This is a genomic window from Coleofasciculus sp. G1-WW12-02 (assembly GCF_040219735.1).
Lineage (GTDB): Bacteria > Cyanobacteriota > Cyanobacteriia > Cyanobacteriales > Coleofasciculaceae > Coleofasciculus.
On the sequence record NZ_JAVJRX010000076.1, the window covers coordinates 61,996 to 78,731 of the forward strand.

Sequence of the window (16,736 nt, forward strand, 5' to 3'; positions counted from 1 at the left end):
ATTATCGTTATTGTAAATCCAGGGTCTGATTTTCCATGACTTACCATTCGGCATCCTTACCCGCGAACATTGACATTGCCGTTATTGGCGCAGGTCCTCAGGCTCTAACCTTAGTCACTCACCTGCTACAAAAACGTAAGACAATGGGGGATAGGTTTTGGGTGTTTGACGCTAGTGGCAGATGGATGAATCGGTGGTTCCATCAATTTGCCGCCCTAGAAATCCCTCATCTGAGATCCCCTGCGGTTCACCATCCCCACCCCAACCCCTATGCGCTGCGCTCTTTTGCCGAAAACCGGGAGTCGGAATTTTTTCCGCCCTATGATCTTCCCGGAACGCAGCTATTTCAGGAGTTTTGTCAGGATGTTATCCATCAGTGGGATTTGCCGGATAAGTTGGTTAGGGCTTCTGTGAGTAGCCTTAAACCAACCACTGTTTTAGGACGTCCTCGATTTCGTCTAGAGTTGTCCAATGGGCAATCAGTAATCGCTCGTCGGGTGGTTCTGGCTACGGGTGCGGGGCGGAGGATTGTACCCGATTGGGTAGATAAAATTGCATCGGCTTATCCAAACGACAGACTATGCCATGCTCAAAGCGTCGATTTAGGGAACGTGCAGATAGCCGGTGAGCAGGTGTTAATTATTGGGGGTGGGTTGACGAGTGGACATTTAGCCGTGGGTGCAGCAGCACGGGGAGCGAAGGTGATGTTAATGTCACGGCGTCGGCTTCAGGAAAAATGGTTTGATGCTGAACCGGGTTGGTTGGGACCCAAGTATCTCAAGGGCTTTTGGGCTGAACCGGATTGGCGGAAGCGGTGGGAGATGATTCAGGGGGCGCGAAATGGGGGATCAATGACGCCAAAGATGATGTTTCAGTTACGCCGCCTGGAGCGGCAAGGTAAGCTGAGGTTTTATCCAGAATGTCAGGTGGTTGAGGTACGGTGGCAGGATAACCAGTGGCAGGTTGACTGTGATGATGGTCAAGGGTATGAATGTCAACGCATTTGGTATGCCACTGGAACTGGCTTTGATGCCACCGTTGACCCGTTACTTAAGGATGTTGTTGACGCATATCCTGTACCTATTGTCAAGGGTATGCCTGTTTTAGATGAGCATCTGCGTTGGTCTGGTTGTGAGTTATTTGTGATGGGAGGTTTAGCCGCACTACAGATAGGACCCGTGGCACGGAACCTGTACGGTGGTAAAATGGCGAGCGATCGCATCGTGCCTGCCTTAACCAAACCGACGCTTTACCCTTCCTCTTAAGGCTGATTATCACCTGTCATCATTTTGAAAGGAGTACAGGTTCCGCCCAAACCTTTCGCGATCGCGCAGGTATTATGGGTGATCATTCCTATATAGGTTCCTGTGTCACTATTTTGGTCACCTAGACTACCAACAATCAATTTTTGTTCAGAAACCTTGACATCTGCTTCCCTCGCAACAGTCTCAATCGCGGTGGAATTGGTTGTCGTTTCCACAAAAATCGTGGGAACCTTGGCTTGTTCAATGGTTTCCACCAATTCCTTTACCCGTGCGGCTGACGGTGTTTCTTCGGTACTGAGTCCTTGCAAGGATTCAGCCGCTTCAAATCCATAAGCGTTGACATAATAAGCCAAGGCGTCATGAGTGGTGACAATTGTGCGTTTTCCTGGGGGAATTGTTGCCACTTGCGCGTTTACCCAGGTATCTAACTGGTCGAGTTGGCTGGTTAACTGCTGGGCATTTTCTGCATAAAGGTCAGCCTGATCTGGATTAATCTGTGTCAGTTGGTTGCGAATAACATCAACCATCGCCATACCGTTTTGCACATCATGCCAAACATGGGGGTCAGGAACTTTTTCCCCCTTATCTGCGGCATGGTTTTCTTCATGATCAGAGTGTTCACCTTGTTCCTTTTCCCCGTGATCATGGTGATGTGCTTCTCCCTCCAGGGGATTGGGGACAGCTTCCTCAAAGACAGCAACGATAGGGGCGGATGTATTGCTGGCTTCAATTAATCCCTCAACACCGGCTTCCGCATCATAGCCACCATAAAGGATCAGTTGTGCGGTTTCAACGGCTTTGCGGTGGGATGGGGTTGCTCGGTAGGTATGAGGATCTTGGTTCGGGTCTAATAAACAATTGAGTTGAATGGTGTCCTGGGCAATTTCTTTGGTTAAATCGCAAAGAACGCGATGAGACGCTACCACACTGGGTTTATCACCTAATACCGTCCCTTCAACTGTTGGCGTTGGCGAAACCGTCGTCTGGTTACTTTGAACACACCCTGTCAGTGCGATCGCTAATGCCAACACCTTACTATTCCAGCCGTTCAAGGTTTGGCTGAATACATACTTTAGCATAGTCAAGCTCCTGAAACCGAGAGACAATTATAATGATAATCATTCTAATACGCTTGGATCACCTCCACCCCCTAGGATTGGGCGAAGCATTCGCGTTGGAATTTGAGTAGAAAACCGATAGATCTGGGCGCGAATGCGAGAGCCCCTACACACCTGCTCCCCCTGCTTCCCTATCCCTACCCAAGGCGCTTGGTGTGAAATCACGGGAATCATTATCCGATAAGCTAAAAGCAGAACTTGTTAATGGTAGTCATTCTCACAGACAGGTCATAATGCTCGAAGTTCATGATTTGGCGGTCAACTACCGAAATACCTGGGCAATCTCCGGTGTTTCTTTTTCTATCCAACCCGGACAGTTAACGGTGCTGTTGGGTCCTAACGGTGCTGGGAAAAGTACGATTATTAAGGCAATTCTGGGACTCATTCCCCTCACCAGAGGAGTGGCAACATTTCACGCCAAACCCCTGAAAAGCCAACGAAAACGGCTCGCCTATGTACCACAGCGCACCCAAATTGATTGGAATTATCCGGTTACAGTATGGAATGTCGTGATGATGGGGCGCACTATCCACACGGGTTGGTTTAGAGAGCCGTCTCGTCAATCCCAGGAGATTGTTCAGGATGCATTAGAACGGGTGGGCTTATTTGAGTATCGCCATCGTCAAATTGGCGAACTCTCTGGTGGACAACAACAACGAGTATTTTTGGCAAGGGCGCTGGCGCAACAGGCGGAGTTGTTTTTTTTTGATGAGCCGTTTGCTGGTATTGATCAAAAGACTGAAGAGATTCTTTTTGAGATTTTTCAAGAATTAAAACTTCAAGATAAAATTTTATTAGTTATTACTCATGACTTGGGAGAAACATTGGAGCAGTATGACCAAATATTGCTGTTAAATAAAGAATTAATTGCTGTGGGTTCAAGGTCAGAAGTATTGACAACTGAAAATATCAAAAAAGCCTATGGAAAAATTATGAGTCTTATTGTTGCATAATGTTGATCCCGATTTAATAACGAGTTTTAATGGGATATTAATAGCAAACAGGAAACCAAGAATAAGTGAGGTGGATGTGATGTGGCATGGGTTAATTGAACCTCTCCAGTGGGGATATATGCGTGAAGCTATAGCCATTGCGGTGCTGCTGGGAATTTTAGGTGCGGTTGTGGGTAGTTATTTGATTGTGCAACAGATGGTCATGATTGGTCATGTGATCGCCCATGCTGTTTTACCTGGACTATCCATTGCCTTTTTTGTGGGGGAGCAATTTCTGTCTCTGGGGGCGTTTATAGCCGGGACATTGAGCGCTTTAGTGGTGGCTGGCATTCATCAGCGATCGCGAGTCAAGGTGGATGCGGCAATGGCGTTAACGTTAACCAGTTTTTTGGGCTTGGGAGTTATCTTGATTTCCCTCTTAGAAACCAATCAATTCGACCTCAGTTCTATTCTCTTTGGCGATATTTTAGGCGTCAGAACCAGCGATGTCTGGCACACGCTAATGATTACAGTCGTCATTTTACTGTTGACCAAACTTTTTTACAAAGAACTCCTTTTCTACACATTTGATCCCCTCGGCGCTCAAGCCAGTGGTTTACCCGTTACCACTATGTATTTCGGCTTCATTTGTGCCATTACCTTGACAATTGTCGCCAGTATGCAAACCGTTGGAGTGCTTCTGGTTATCTCCCTCCTCGTCGGTCCTGCCATTACTGCCTATCTTTTGGTCAAAGAATTGCATCAGATGATGGGATTGGGGGCAATAATCGGTGTAATGGCGGGTGTCAGCGGCATGTATTTAAGCTATTACCTAGATTTACCATCGGGTTCGGCGATTGTCCTGGTTGTCTTTAGTTTCTTTATTCTGGCATTTCTATTCAGTCCCACTCAGGGAATTTTAACTGAACCCGGAACCTTCCGTTGGATTTATAAAATTCTGCAACCCATAAAACTCTGGAGACGCTGATTCCCTTTTTTTGACCACTAACTGAAGTTAAAAATGAGATCCTCTTACTCAGTTTCTGTTAGAGCAAGTTTTTGAATAAATTGAAAAATTAGCTCAAGCTTGGTCAAACTAGAAATATATCTATCGACTGACTCAACGTGCCGTAATATCCTCCTTTAGCTTGGCGTCAGCGATAACGGTTGATTGTTAAGGTGATAAAAGATAGAAAAGAGCCTTAAATCTCTTAAGGGAACATTCAATCAATATCAGTAAAGGAGGACAACTCTACATGGATAGTAATAAGCAATTTTTGGATAAAGATAATCAACCTCTTGAACCCACTGCCAATCAACCCGATGAATCTTCTAACGATGAAGGTAAGGGTGTAGTCGGCGCTGGGGTAGTTGGTGCAGCCATTGGTGCTGTATTGGGTGGTCAAGTTGCTGGCAAACGAGGTGCCGTCGTGGGTGCTGTCACAGGCGCCGTAGCTGGTGGTTTGACCGCTAAAGCCACTCCTGAGGATGCACCTGATAAACTCAAAAGTGCTGCTGAACAGGCAGCCAATAAAGTGCAAGATGCGGCTGAACAAGCTAAGCCAGCTATTGAAAGTCAAGCTGATAAAGCGAAAAGTGCTGCAATTGGTGCAGCCGATAAAGTTCAAGATCAAGCCGAGAAGGCTAAGCCATCAAGAAATCAAGATGGTGAGGTAGTCGAAGAACAAGAACAGATTATTGTTGAACCAACTTCAACGGTAATCGGCGCAAAACCTGTCACTTTTGTGGACAAGAACGTCGCAGAAACAGAAGTGAAACCGATTGACGTTAAGCCAGAAACACCTGAATTACCTGAAATCGACAAGCCAACATTCTCCGTCCGGGACACAAAACGGTACAATAAGCCCTCCTAACGGAAAAAGGGGAAAAAGAATAACAGAATTCTTTTCCCCCTTTATAGCAACCGCCAAGGATGTTAGGACGAATGGCACTCAAATAAGCCTTGTGAGATCGCCAAAACCTTTGATATACCGTAGGGTGGGCATTGCCCACCAGCCTTAAGGAGCGTGACATTCATGTTAGGACTTGTAGAGACGTTCCGGTGGAACGTCTCAAGAGAGTGTGTTTGTCTTGTTAATCCAGTCAATCAAATTTTGACATCCTCACGCCAGTGCGTAGTTATAGCAGTACCAAGGCAGGTGAGGACATTCTTTACTCTTAAGAGTTCCCTGTTCCCTTTAAAATGGGATTTAGGCGCGATTCGCGCTTCTCCAGGATTGGGGAGTTGTCCCGTGAATTCTTTTTTTTGCCGACTGCATTGTTCAGCATATCTGCCACATGGTCTAGCTTACTTTTCCCATCTTCATCTGGAGCGTAAATTCGATAATCAATCACCCAGTAATGTCCCGTTTCTGGATTGACGTATATACAGCTTATCAACCCAATTCCTCGAATTACTCGATGTTAGTTTCCGCTATATTGACGGCGGACAAGTTCTATTTTTGATGAAAACCTCTTGTCTAGCACTGTATCATCAAAAACCAAACATGCATCCGGATGACTCTGAACTTCTGAACGCACGGAGATTTTGATCGCGCGAAACCTCACCCTGGAGTATGTTGCCAGGCAGCTACGCTATATGTAGCGTAGCTGCGTAAGTCCTGAAGATGTTTCATCGGAACGTCTCTGCTCCCTCAGCTTCCCCAGCACCCCTGCTACATCAGTCCCCGCCCTTTTTGGGCAAATTCATTAATGGTTTGCTCCGATAAATTGTGAGTTGTCATCGCATTCAACATCTCCAACGGTAGCGTCAGATGATCCGCCCCAGCGATTAAAGCCCCCGCCGCTTCTGCTGGTGATTTGAGACTGGCGGCTAGAATTTCCGTGGGACTGTCTTTGAGGATAGCTGCCATTTCTCTTACCAACGCCAAGCCATCCCCTAGTAAACGAGTGGCGCGATTCACGTAGGCGATCGCATATTTGGCTCCGGCTTCTGTTGCAACGGCGGCTTGGGCGGCGCTATAAATGGCGGTGACTGAACAGGGAATCTCTGGAGATAGATGGGCGACAACCTGAAATCCTATGGCTGTAGCCGGAACTTTCAGCACCGTTTTCTCCCCAATAATCTCAAATGCTGTTCGTCCTTCTGCTACCATTCCTTGAAAATCGGTTGCCATGAGTTGATAATACAGTTCCCCTGGACTAATTGCCGCGAGTTGTTTCAGTGTCGTTTCTGGGGGTAAATCACTTTTGGCGAGTAGTGTCGGATTCGTAGTGATTCCCTTGAGCCATCCCCATTTCTCTACCGTTTTCGCTTCACTGACTAATGCTGAATCCAAATAAATCATGATCAATTTTCCGTTACACCCATTCTAATTATCCATCTTGCGCCATCCACACCACCTTGGCTTTTTTCAGAGTCAAGTCACCGTATACCATAAACAAGCATGAGTTGTAGCCATATCAATCCTATCGAGTTGTGGGAATATAGAGTAATAGCCGATAGGATCTAGGGATAGAGACATCAACAGACTAGCGACAACAGCAATCTATGGTTCAAACGAGCTTCCAGCAAGAGTCTTTACTCCCAGGGCTTGAAAGTGGCGATCGCTTAAATCGTTATGAATTTGAGCGTCGTTATAACGCGATGCATTCTCTCCAGAAAGCTGAACTAATTGAAGGAGTCGTTTACTTGCCTGCTGCTTTACGGTTTCGGAGTCACGCTGAACCCCATGGGAATCTCATCGGTTGGCTATGGACTTACAAAATTTTTACGCCCGGAGTTGAGTTAGGTGATAATCCAACTGTACGGTTAGATTTGGATAACGTACCCCAACCCGATGCTGTACTGTTGATTGATGAAAATGCGGGTGGACAGGCGAGACTTAGCGAAGATGATTATATTGAGGGTGCGCCGGAATTGGTAGCAGAGATTGCGGCTAGTAGTGTGGCGATAGACTTACATGACAAGAAACGAGCGTATCGTCGCAATGGGGTGCAAGAGTATATTGTTTGGCAAGTGTGTGAACGGAGGCTTGATTGGTTTTACTTGCAGCAGGGTGAGTATGTTTCTTTGCCTGTGGATGAAGGGAATGTAATCCGGAGTCGAGTGTTTCCGGGATTGTGGTTAGCCGTCGATGATTTGTTGGCTGGAAATATAGGGAGGGTATTGTCGGTGTTGCAGGAAGGTTTAGCTTCGGGGGAACATGCAAGGTTTGTAGAACAATTGGCAGAGCAATAGGGACATTAGTTTACTCACTACAATAGTATTTGTTAATAGATAGTAAAGGCAAAATTAATGTATAACTTGACGAATAGCCAAAAAGATATTTTACAACAGCTTGTTCAAAAATTTCCTGAAGGACATATCCCTAAAGAATTTTTTATATATAAGACTCAAGGTGGAAATATTATTAAGCTGGAAGACGAATCTGGAGATAATGAGTTAAAGATTACCCAACTCGATCAAGAAGCCCTTAAAAATGAAGGCTTACTTCTATGCACTGGTCAGCGATGTATCCTCACTGGCAAAGCTTATGAGGCAGTTGATACAAACTTCAATGCTCCAGATACATCTTTTGTTAAGCATCTAACACCATTAGCAGATATAACAAATCTAGATGAGGACTTAAAACGGCGATGCTTACCAACTTTAGGTGCTGGAAGTGCTGACCCCAATACATCATGGGACACTGCTGTAAATAATGCTTGTCGCGTGTTAGAAAATCGCCTGAGACATGTTGGTGGTATATCAGATACTAATTGTGTTGGTGTACCCCTTGTCAATGAGGTTTTTCGTAAAAATGGCACTTTAGCATCTAAGTTTTCAGTTGACGCTGAGAGGCAGGGATATCGAGATCTTTATGCAGGGATTTTTGGTGCTTTTCGTAATCCTTCTGCCCATCATTTTGTCGATCCAACTCCAGAAAAAGGAGGAGCTTTCATTGTCTTTGTAAACCTTTTGCTGAAAAAGTTAGAGGATTTGCGATAATTGGTAGGTAAAAATCGCAGTGCGATCGCAAGATAGCCGTAGGTTGGGTTGACGCGCCGAAACCCAACATCCCCTATCCAACATCAACGCCAAATTTAGCGATCGCACAATGGATACCCAATTGAACTACAGAGACATCATTAAGGTGAATGGTACTGACTTACCATGCTGGTGGGCATTGCCCACCCTACGCTATATCAAGGGTTGCGGCGCTCCAACAATGCAAATTTTCAGTGCCATTCATCTTTAAGGTGGTGCAATTAGGGTGAAGCCTTCGCTACTACCAAGAATGATGCGATCGCGAATCGGTAATACTGCCAAAGTTGACTCATCCACCAGTAAATACGCCGACGTTGACGCCAACTGTTTCAACCTAGTTGTATCCGCCGGAATCACTTGGCGATCACTATAAAAATCTAAACTAGGACGCCGATAACCAAACGACGTATAAACTACAGTTTCTGGGGGCGTGTGTTCCTGAATCAACTCGGCAACTGGTTTCACTGCAAAGGCTTCATTTAATTCCCAAACCCACGATGTAGACATCATCAACAACAACAACGTTACGTAAGTTCCACCCAATAAAATCGGGATAAATTGGCGATTATCCTGATAAACCTGCCAAGCCGCTAAACCCATTGTTAACGCCACAACCACGCCCATCATAATTAACACAGGCTGCGGATCTGCCCGGATAAAATAAACACATCCCCCTACCCCAGCAACTGCCATCAACCCCAAAAGCCAGACTAAAACTTGGGGATAATGCTTGCTTTTTTGCCATAACTGTGCTAAAAACATGCCAACAGCTAGAGCAAAAAAAGGGTACAACGGCATAATGTACCAAGGTAACTTTGTTCCCATTAGGGAAATCGTCCCCAGATAGCCAATCGTACCAATCAGTACCAGTTTGCCCCAACTCCTTTGACGATGATGCCAAGCTAGCGCCAATCCGCTAAACCAAAATAGGAACCAGGGAAAACTGTATTTGAGTAATTCCAGCAAATAATACCAAGGCGCACCCTGGTTTCCTTCCACAGATTCCGAGATGCGGTTCAAACCCTGCGCCTGAAAATGCACCTGCCAAAAGGTTTCGCCATAATACTGCCACTGAGCAATATACCACGCGATCGCAGGCGTACTCCCCAAGAGAATCCCTAGCCAAAAATAGGGATGTTTCAACTGTGCTAATTGTCCATCAGCTAAGAGAAACCCAAACGCGATCGCACCCAGGAGGATCACCAAAATTCCTTTGGTTAACGTAATCAATCCCAGGCTAATCCCAATCCCCATTGCCCAACGCTTATCGTGACGCGCTTTAAGCAAGCACAATAGCAATAGCACAAAAAACAACACCACCGTACCATCCAGCATCGCCAGACGCCCATGACGCACCACAGGTAACAACGTCAAGTAAACGCTAGCCGCCAATACAGCAGGTAGACGTTGGGCAAAAAGTTCTCGCCCCAACAAATAGAGTAGCGGAACCCCACAAGCGGATAAAAACGCTCCCGGTAGGCGGGTGGTTAATTCTCCAATCCCCCATAATTTATACGAGAGAGCAATTAACCAATCCATTAACGGGGGTTTGAGCAGATAGGGTTCCCCCCCAAGCGTCGGATGAAGCCAATTCCCTGTACGATAAATCTCTCTGGCAATTAGGGCGCGAGTCCCCTCATCCCAATCTCGTAGCGGTACATTCCCGACAGACATACCTCCCAGGAAAAGGGCGGCTAAGGAAAAACCGATTAGCCAATGGTAGTCAGTGAAATTTAGTCGTCGTTTTGTCAAGTCTTTATCTCTTGACAGAAGAGGTGAGTTGTCTCTATTACCGACTCAATCTCTACCGCCTTCTTAACTCTGGAACTTATGCTCTAGTAATTATTAAACGTTCTTCGGGTGTCCAACAGTTCTAGATAAGAGATTGGCACCACTATGGGCCACATGATGGTAGCAATGACCAAAATCACCCAAGAAAAAAACTTATCCTTTGAGGATAAGCTGTCATCATGTTGCATGAAATCTAACCATCGGCTGAATAAGATCGGTAGCATGACTAGGTAAAATGCGACTAATCCGATAAAAACTGTTTCCCACATACAAAACCTCAATAGCTTGACAATCAACTTGGTGATGAGTGACTCCTTAATCAAGGAAAGTGAGTCCTCTCCCAATAATATGGCTCTGCTTAGGTTTCTTGTCGGGAGAGCATTCTCACCAAACCTAAGCTGTATCTTCTTTCCCACCACTGTAGCTAGGATGTCCTTCCCTAAAGCACTTTCGCACCAACAGAAGACTAAGCTACTCTTTATGCTAACTTTTAGGAGGTTAAATTGGTTTGTCCGATTGACGTTAACTGAGTAAAGTTTATCTGTATCAGAATAACTAATACTTACGTACTAAATTAGCCGCCGTCTTTTGACCATCAAAGGATGACATCCCAAACATTTATCTATAGAGTGGTGTACATTATATCCTATAATAGTATAGAAAAAAAATATGTGGATGGGGATAACCTGATGATTCGTGCCGTGTTATCCGCCCTAGGCAAAACTTTACTAGGACTAAGCTTCACTCGTTAGAGGATGGTGGCTGATCCACCAGATCACTAATCGAACTCAATCCTTTTTGTTCCAACTTTTTTAACAATCCCTGCATGATTCGCCGCACCATCCAGGGTCCTTCATAGACTAATCCCGTGTACACTTGAATCAAACTGGCACCGGCGGTGAGTTTTTCCCAAGCATCCTCGGCGGTAAAAATCCCACCCACACCGATAATCGGTAGTTTCCCCTGGGTTTGCTGGTGAATAAACCGAATCACCTCTGTCGAACGCTCCCGCAAAGGCGCACCACTAATTCCGCCAGCTTCTTCAGTCACGGGTTTACCGGTTGCGGCGATAAGTTGCGTTTTCAGCCTATCCCGGTTAATGGTTGTGTTGGTAGCAACAATCCCCGCAAGCTGGTAAGTTTGAGCTAAATGAACAACATCTGCGATCGCGTCCCACTCCAAATCCGGTGCAATCTTGACTAAAAGCGGCTTTTGCCCCTGATTATCCTGTTGCAACGTCTCCAAAATGATTTGCAGTTGCTCAGCATCTTGCAGCGATCGCAATCCGGGTGTATTGGGTGAACTAACGTTAACCACAAAATAATCGCCCCAGGGCTTAAGCAGGCGGAAACTGGCTAAATAGTCCGTTGCCGCATCTTCTAGAGGTGTTACCTTAGACTTACCCAGATTGATCCCCAAGGGGATCGGCTCAAAAGGCTGATGCGCGATCGCTCCTAATCGTTGAGCCAATGCTTTTGCCCCTCGATTATTAAACCCCATGCGGTTGAGAACGGCTCTATCTTGGAGCAATCGAAACAACCGGGGTTGTGGATTTCCGGGTTGGGCTTCAAAGGTAACGGTTCCTAGTTCAGCAAAGCCAAAACCAAAGATCCGCCAAATTCGAGCCGCTACCCCATCCTTATCAAATCCGGCGGCTAAACCTAGAGGATTGGGGAATTTCAGTCCCCACAGTGTTTGTTCTAAGCGAGCATCACTTAGGCAAAAGGCTTGGTGCAATTGAGCGGAAAGCCAAGGAGTTGAGGCGGATTCATTAGTACGGTCTAGCCAACCTAATAAGTTTATCGTTTGTTCGTGCGCCCACTCCGGGTCTGCTTTAAAGAGCGAAAATAGAATGGGGCGAATGGCAGATTGATAAATATCAGTCATTGGTCTTATGTCCTTTGTCTTATGTCCTTTGTCATTCGTCTTATGTCCTTTGTTTGCTCCCCCAGTTCCCCCAGTTCCCCCAGTTCCCCCAGTTCCCCCAGCTTCCCCATTCCCTGATAACTGATAACTGATAACTGATAACTGATAACTGATAACTGATAACTGATAACTGATTATGGGTCAGCAAAATCTACCACTCCAAAACGATCATCCATTTGTTGCCCTAGGACGAGTGTTGGAGACATTGCGGGAAGAGGAAAATACTGACGTGTTGATCGAGACTACTCTAAATTACCTGCAAACGGAGTTTGATTACCACCTAATCTGGATTGGGCTTTATGATCGCTTAGAGCATCGTTTATTTGGGAAAGGGGGTATCGCTCAGACGGCGGATACCGATTTTTTGAAGCAGCGATACAACCTGCAACCGGGGGATCTTTTAGAACAGGTAGTAATCCAGCAGCGCCCGATTACCCTTCCAGATATTCAGAAAGAAAGCCGAGCTGGAGAATGGCGCCGAATTGCCGAAAACTTAGGCATTCAGGGAACATTGCTGTTGCCCTTGCGAGCCAAGGATCGATGTTTTGGCATAACCTTGTTGGGTTCAAATCAGTGGGGTATCTCTCCCAAACCTGAAGACAAAGCCCATTTATCCATGGTTTTGGGGGGATTAGCGACGGCGTTACATGAAATAGAAGTAAATTGGCAACAATCAGCAATTAAACGCCCCGATAAACCCCTCTTTCAAGCCCTCGATGAGCTGATCAAATTGCCCAAGGTTGTTCAGCGTCTGGATAAATTGGTGTCGATGACCCAAGATTTTATCACGCCCACACGCACCAGTATTTATTGGTATAATCCGCAGCAACGCTATTTCTGGCATCGGGTGGGCAATCGCCAATCTCTCCGCAGTGTGGTGGGGTTACGAGGCTCGACAGCAGGTCTTACTGTTGCTGAAGCCAGTGACTTTTATCAGGCGCTGGCTAGGGGTCAGTTAGTGACGATTGGAACCAGTAGAAGCCAACTCCAGCCAGAAACCACAGAACATATCCTAAATCGGCTGCGGACTCGTTCATTGATGGCAGCCCCGATTCAAAGCCAGGGGGAACTCTTGGGTTTTGTGTCGGTAGAAGATGATGCTCCTCGGATTTGGGAGCGGGCAGAACGGAACTCTATACTAGCAACCGCTCAATTAGTGGCGCTGGTGGTGAGTTGTGAGGAACTAGAATCCCAAGTTCAGTTAAGCCTAAAGGATAGCCAGTTGGTGGCAACGATTGCTCAGACAATCGCTTCTAGCCCCACGACTGAAACTGCCCTCAATGATTGTGGAAAGCTGATTTGCCAGCATCTAAGAGCCGATCGCTTTTTAATCCTACAACCTGATCCCTCGGGTCAGTTCAACCTCGTATTTGGCAAACAACCGTCGAATCGCCGTCCTTGTCCATCACCCCTACCGCCTCTTGAGCCAGAGGAGCAGCGGTGGTTGAGTGAACAAAACAAAATGGTGGCGATTGAAGATTTAGAGGCAGATGGGCTACTGATATCCTGGCGGGACAGTTTCACTCAACTTAATGTGCGCTCTCTGCTGCTGGAGTCCTTGTCTGTTCCCGAACATTCCCCCAACTCACCCAGCTTCGTGTTAATTATTGGTCATGACAGTCCCCGGACATGGAACCGTAATGAACGGGATTTTGCCAAAACCATTGCCCAACTCATCCATCTGCTGCTGACTCTTTCGGGTGAGTTGGATAACGCCAAACGTTCATTTTTGGCTCGCCAAACCCTCCAATCGGGATTATCCCTGCTCAACTGTGCCTCCAAAGATCCGGTGCGCTTTGAAAAGGCTTGGGTTAATTATGTGGCAAAGCTGTTGGAATGTCCTCTAGTGGCGCTGCTAACCTGGACTCCCCAAATTCCTTGGGCAACGGTAACGACTGCCGTTGTTGCTGATCCCCGTTTGGCTCTCCCCCCAGATTTAACGATTCCAGTAGCAACCAACCCCTTGATTCAAGAGGCTCTAGCTACGCCCCATTTCTGCTGCTGTTTGGTGAGGGATCTGCCTGATTCGATCCGTCAATGGTTTAATAGTCCCGATATTGGTCAAATCTTGGTGATTGCGTTGCATCAGGGTAAAACCTCAGCCACGGGATTGGTACTGATTGCCGATCGCGAGGAACGGATGTGGTCTGAGGATATGCTATCGGTACTCGAAACCCTAACCCAACAGTTTACTAGTTTGCGTGAGTATCGCTATCGTTTGATTCGGCAAACCCAAGATCGGGAAGATTTGCAAGCTCTAAACTGGTACAAACACCGATGCTTAGAGAAATTGTATCAGTCTGTGCAAGAGATGAACAATGGGTTACTGGCATTGGACTCTCAAAGCACCTATCCGGCTGAGGCGACGCAGTATGTTACTAATTCTGCTTTACAAAAGATGCGTCGTCAGCAACTTTTGCATCAGTTAGAAGACGTTCTAGCGACATTGAATCCGATCCTCAAGCAAGAACAATGGCAACTCACGACTAACCTACGTCCCATACAGTTGGCAACCTTGTTGAAGCGATCGCTGCGACAGGTTGAACTGTTTTATCATCAGCGTCAACTGGTGCTGAATATGCATAATGTGAGTCAGTTTACCATTTATGGCGATCGCCTTAAGCTAGAATGCATTTTGTTAGAGTTATTGCTCACCATTGGCTTACATTCCCCTGCCGGACTTTGGATTCATCTGTGGTGCTGTCCCTTGCGTGCGGATGTCAAGCCTACTTTGCGCTCAACTTCACCTTATCCTTTATTAGAGTTACTGATTTCTGAAAGCAGTTCTCTGGAGGAGTGTCAGCAGGCTCTCACCGCTTCACCCATAAAATCCCTACCTAGCTTAAGTATGAAAATTTGTCAACAGATTTTGCGAAGTTGGGGGGGTGATCTCCTCTTTTACCAAACTCAAGTCCATGACTATTTGATCCGGTTACTTTTGCCATTAGAACAGAATCAGAAGTAAGGCACACACAGAGAGGACAGATGGCGGAGGGAAAAACGGTTTTATTCCGTTTGAGATGGTAGACGCCAACCCGGTTTGACGACTTGACGCGATCGCGCAATCACCAGACAATCATCGGGTGTATTTTCGGTTACGACTGAACCCGCTGCTACTGTGACATCTTGACCCAAGGTTACGGGTGCGACAAGGACACTATTGGAACCCGTCTTCGTGCGATCGCCGATTTGGGTGCGATGCTTTTGTACCCCATCGTAGTTGGCGGTAATCGTTCCCGCACCGATGTTCACCTGATTCCCCAATGTCGCATCCCCCAGATAAGAGAGGTGGGCGATATTCGTGCGATCGCCAATTTGAGTGTTTTTCAGTTCCACAAAATTCCCCACCCGACAGGATTCCCCGACGATTACATGACCTCTAAGATGGGTATAGGGTCCGATTCGGCTATTCTCTTGCACCACAGAATCACTCACCACCGAATACAGCGCCGTGACATTCTTCCCTAACTGACTATTTTCAATCAGACTTCCTGGTCCAATCCGACTCCCGGAACCAATCACTGTTTTCCCCCGCAGATGGGTTTGGGGTTCAATAATCACATCCGGTTCTAATTCTACCGTGTCATCAATGGTAATACTATCGGGATTAATTAACGTTACTCCTGCACTCATCCATGCTTCCTTCACCCGATCCTGTAAAATTTCGTAAGCTTGGGCTAACTGGTTGCGGTTGTTGATCCCTAAAATTTCCTGGTAGTCCTCCACATCAACCGCCATTACGGGTTCTAGTTCATGAATCGCATCAGTTAAATAATATTCTTGCTGGTCATTATTCGTTTGTAGATTTGGCAGTATTTTTGCCAATTTCTGCCAATTGAAACAATAGACTCCCCCATTAATCCGACGGTTCTGCTTTTGTGCTGTGGTGCAGTCTCGATCTTCCACAATCTGGGTGACCAGATTTTGACCATCACAAAAAACTCGCCCATATCCTTGAGGATTAGGGAGTTGCGCGGTTAAGAGGGTGGCAGCATTTTGATGGGTTTTATGGGTCTCTAATAATTGTTGCAGCGTTTGGGGGCGCAACAGGGGAACATCGCCATTCAAGACTAACAAATCCTCAGTAAATCCCTCTAAGTAGGGTAGGAGTTGTTGTACGGCATGACCGGTTCCCAATTGTTCAGTCTGCTCAACAAATTCGATATCCTGGAACTGGGCGAGAGAATTTTTCACAAGTTCTGCTTGATAGCCGACAATCACAAGACACCGCAACGGATTGACACCAAGACAACTCTTGAGAACTCGTTCCACCATTGACAAGGAACCCAAATTGTGACATACCTTGGGCAACTTGGATTTCATTCGTGTCCCGCGCCCTGCTGCTAAAATCGCGACTGCAACCATGATTGAGATAGGGGTGATCTGCTACCGAATTATAGATTTTTGCTAACTGATAATACCATAGTATGTTGTACCTAGTCGGACAAAATTAAAGTTAACGGTTGCAATCTGGGAACAGAGAACAGGAAACAGGGAACAGGCGGAACTCGTGCGCCTTGACAATCTTTAACTCACTGAACAACATTTATGTTGCCATACTCACCTGCTCATTGGCTCTCCCGTACCTAGGGTGATAAGCAAACCTGATTATTCTTGGAAACTTTGTGGGGCAAGACTTTCAAAACAATGTTTTTAGGGAAGCTATCACTAATATAGGCTTTTCCACCACAAGTACGGGAGAGCCGTTTTAGTT

Annotated in this window: 14 protein-coding genes and 1 pseudogene; 9 read left to right on the plus strand and 6 right to left on the minus strand. The window is 46.3% G+C overall.

From position 1 onward, the window contains the following. The first annotated feature begins 35 nt into the window (after nt 1–35). Complete coding sequence (locus RID09_RS13295; RefSeq protein ID WP_446336408.1) at nt 36–1,265, plus strand: FAD-dependent oxidoreductase; 1,230 nt, start codon at nt 36–38, stop codon at nt 1,263–1,265. Here RID09_RS13295 and RID09_RS13300 read toward each other — a convergent pair. Further along, nucleotides 1,262–2,344, minus strand: coding sequence for a metal ABC transporter solute-binding protein, Zn/Mn family (locus RID09_RS13300; RefSeq protein ID WP_446336409.1), 1,083 nt, complete (start codon nt 2,342–2,344; stop codon nt 1,262–1,264). The two genes, RID09_RS13295 and RID09_RS13300, sit on opposite strands and share 4 nt — an antisense overlap. Nucleotides 2,345–2,616: 272 nt before the next feature. On the opposite strand from RID09_RS13300, the gene RID09_RS13305 reads away from it, so the two are divergent. The 3 genes from RID09_RS13305 to RID09_RS13315 all read left to right on the plus strand — a co-directional run bounded on the left by RID09_RS13305 (nt 2,617) and on the right by RID09_RS13315 (nt 5,189). Beyond that, nucleotides 2,617–3,336: a metal ABC transporter ATP-binding protein gene (locus RID09_RS13305; protein WP_446336410.1), complete on the plus strand. Its 720-nt coding sequence runs from the start codon at nt 2,617–2,619 to the stop codon at nt 3,334–3,336. 79 nt (nt 3,337–3,415) lie between these two features. Next, the gene (locus tag RID09_RS13310; protein WP_446336411.1) at nt 3,416–4,303 is read left to right on the plus strand and encodes a metal ABC transporter permease; all 888 of its coding nucleotides are present in this window, start codon (nt 3,416–3,418) and stop codon (nt 4,301–4,303) included. Nucleotides 4,304–4,571: 268 nt separating this feature from the next. Then, complete coding sequence (locus RID09_RS13315) at nt 4,572–5,189, plus strand: YtxH domain-containing protein (RefSeq protein ID WP_446336412.1); 618 nt, start codon at nt 4,572–4,574, stop codon at nt 5,187–5,189. Between the two features lie 385 nt (nt 5,190–5,574). Here the strand turns inward: RID09_RS13315 and RID09_RS13320 are convergent. Both RID09_RS13320 and RID09_RS13325 read right to left on the minus strand, forming a co-directional pair. Beyond that, nucleotides 5,575–5,817: pseudogene (locus RID09_RS13320) on the minus strand (IS701 family transposase); the annotation flags it as partial. Nucleotides 5,818–5,990: 173 nt separating this feature from the next. Further along, entirely contained in the window at nt 5,991–6,623 is a 633-nt protein-coding gene (locus RID09_RS13325; protein WP_446336413.1) for a transaldolase family protein, read from the minus strand. Between the two features lie 203 nt (nt 6,624–6,826). Here RID09_RS13325 and RID09_RS13330 point away from each other — a divergent pair, with 203 nt between their 5' ends. The 3 genes from RID09_RS13330 (at nt 6,827) to RID09_RS13340 (ending at nt 8,516) form a co-directional block, all read left to right on the plus strand. Next, the gene (locus RID09_RS13330; RefSeq protein WP_446336414.1) at nt 6,827–7,516 is read left to right on the plus strand and encodes a Uma2 family endonuclease; all 690 of its coding nucleotides are present in this window, start codon (nt 6,827–6,829) and stop codon (nt 7,514–7,516) included. 57 nt (nt 7,517–7,573) lie between these two features. After that, entirely contained in the window at nt 7,574–8,266 is a 693-nt protein-coding gene (locus RID09_RS13335; protein ID WP_446336415.1) for a TIGR02391 family protein, read from the plus strand. 109 nt (nt 8,267–8,375) lie between these two features. Beyond that, entirely contained in the window at nt 8,376–8,516 is a 141-nt protein-coding gene (locus RID09_RS13340) for a hypothetical protein (protein WP_446336416.1), read from the plus strand. Here the strand turns inward: RID09_RS13340 and RID09_RS13345 are convergent. Then, nucleotides 8,513–10,057 (minus strand): ArnT family glycosyltransferase, encoded by a 1,545-nt coding sequence (locus tag RID09_RS13345; protein WP_446336417.1) that lies wholly within the window; start codon nt 10,055–10,057, stop codon nt 8,513–8,515. The two genes, RID09_RS13340 and RID09_RS13345, sit on opposite strands and share 4 nt — an antisense overlap. A gap of 641 nt (nt 10,058–10,698) precedes the next feature. Between RID09_RS13345 and RID09_RS13350 the strand changes: the two genes are divergently transcribed. Next, a complete protein-coding gene (locus RID09_RS13350; protein ID WP_446336418.1) occupies nt 10,699–10,848 on the plus strand; it encodes a hypothetical protein in 150 nt (49 codons plus the stop codon). On the opposite strand, the gene RID09_RS13355 is transcribed toward RID09_RS13350, so the two are convergent. Then, nucleotides 10,838–11,983 (minus strand): quinone-dependent dihydroorotate dehydrogenase, encoded by a 1,146-nt coding sequence (locus RID09_RS13355; RefSeq protein ID WP_446336419.1) that lies wholly within the window; start codon nt 11,981–11,983, stop codon nt 10,838–10,840. The genes RID09_RS13350 and RID09_RS13355 overlap by 11 nt on opposite strands. Before the next feature lie 175 nt (nt 11,984–12,158). Between RID09_RS13355 and RID09_RS13360 the strand changes: the two genes are divergently transcribed. After that, nucleotides 12,159–14,987: a GAF domain-containing protein gene (locus RID09_RS13360; RefSeq protein ID WP_446336420.1), complete on the plus strand. Its 2,829-nt coding sequence runs from the start codon at nt 12,159–12,161 to the stop codon at nt 14,985–14,987. Nucleotides 14,988–15,028: 41 nt separating this feature from the next. Here the strand turns inward: RID09_RS13360 and glmU are convergent, their stop codons facing one another. Continuing rightward, nucleotides 15,029–16,387 carry a bifunctional UDP-N-acetylglucosamine diphosphorylase/glucosamine-1-phosphate N-acetyltransferase GlmU gene (glmU, locus tag RID09_RS13365; RefSeq protein WP_446336421.1) on the minus strand — a complete coding sequence of 453 codons (1,359 nt, stop codon included), beginning with the start codon at nt 16,385–16,387 and terminating at the stop codon, nt 15,029–15,031. Nucleotides 16,388–16,736: the final 349 nt, after the last annotated feature.

Bases quoted from the DNA above. Each gene is read 5' to 3' on its own strand.
- RID09_RS13295 (WP_446336408.1), top strand. From the start codon at position 36: ATGACTTACCATTCGGCATCCTTACCCGCGAACATTGACATTGCCGTT.
- RID09_RS13300 (WP_446336409.1), bottom strand. From the start codon at position 2,344: ATGCTAAAGTATGTATTCAGCCAAACCTTGAACGGCTGGAATAGTAAG.
- RID09_RS13305 (WP_446336410.1), top strand. From the start codon at position 2,617: ATGCTCGAAGTTCATGATTTGGCGGTCAACTACCGAAATACCTGGGCA.
- RID09_RS13310 (WP_446336411.1), top strand. From the start codon at position 3,416: ATGTGGCATGGGTTAATTGAACCTCTCCAGTGGGGATATATGCGTGAA.
- RID09_RS13315 (WP_446336412.1), top strand. From the start codon at position 4,572: ATGGATAGTAATAAGCAATTTTTGGATAAAGATAATCAACCTCTTGAA.
- RID09_RS13325 (WP_446336413.1), bottom strand. From the start codon at position 6,623: ATGATTTATTTGGATTCAGCATTAGTCAGTGAAGCGAAAACGGTAGAG.
- RID09_RS13330 (WP_446336414.1), top strand. From the start codon at position 6,827: ATGGTTCAAACGAGCTTCCAGCAAGAGTCTTTACTCCCAGGGCTTGAA.
- RID09_RS13335 (WP_446336415.1), top strand. From the start codon at position 7,574: ATGTATAACTTGACGAATAGCCAAAAAGATATTTTACAACAGCTTGTT.
- RID09_RS13340 (WP_446336416.1), top strand. From the start codon at position 8,376: ATGGATACCCAATTGAACTACAGAGACATCATTAAGGTGAATGGTACT.
- RID09_RS13350 (WP_446336418.1), top strand. From the start codon at position 10,699: ATGACATCCCAAACATTTATCTATAGAGTGGTGTACATTATATCCTAT.
- RID09_RS13355 (WP_446336419.1), bottom strand. From the start codon at position 11,983: ATGACTGATATTTATCAATCTGCCATTCGCCCCATTCTATTTTCGCTC.
- RID09_RS13360 (WP_446336420.1), top strand. From the start codon at position 12,159: ATGGGTCAGCAAAATCTACCACTCCAAAACGATCATCCATTTGTTGCC.
- glmU (WP_446336421.1), bottom strand. From the start codon at position 16,387: ATGGTTGCAGTCGCGATTTTAGCAGCAGGGCGCGGGACACGAATGAAA.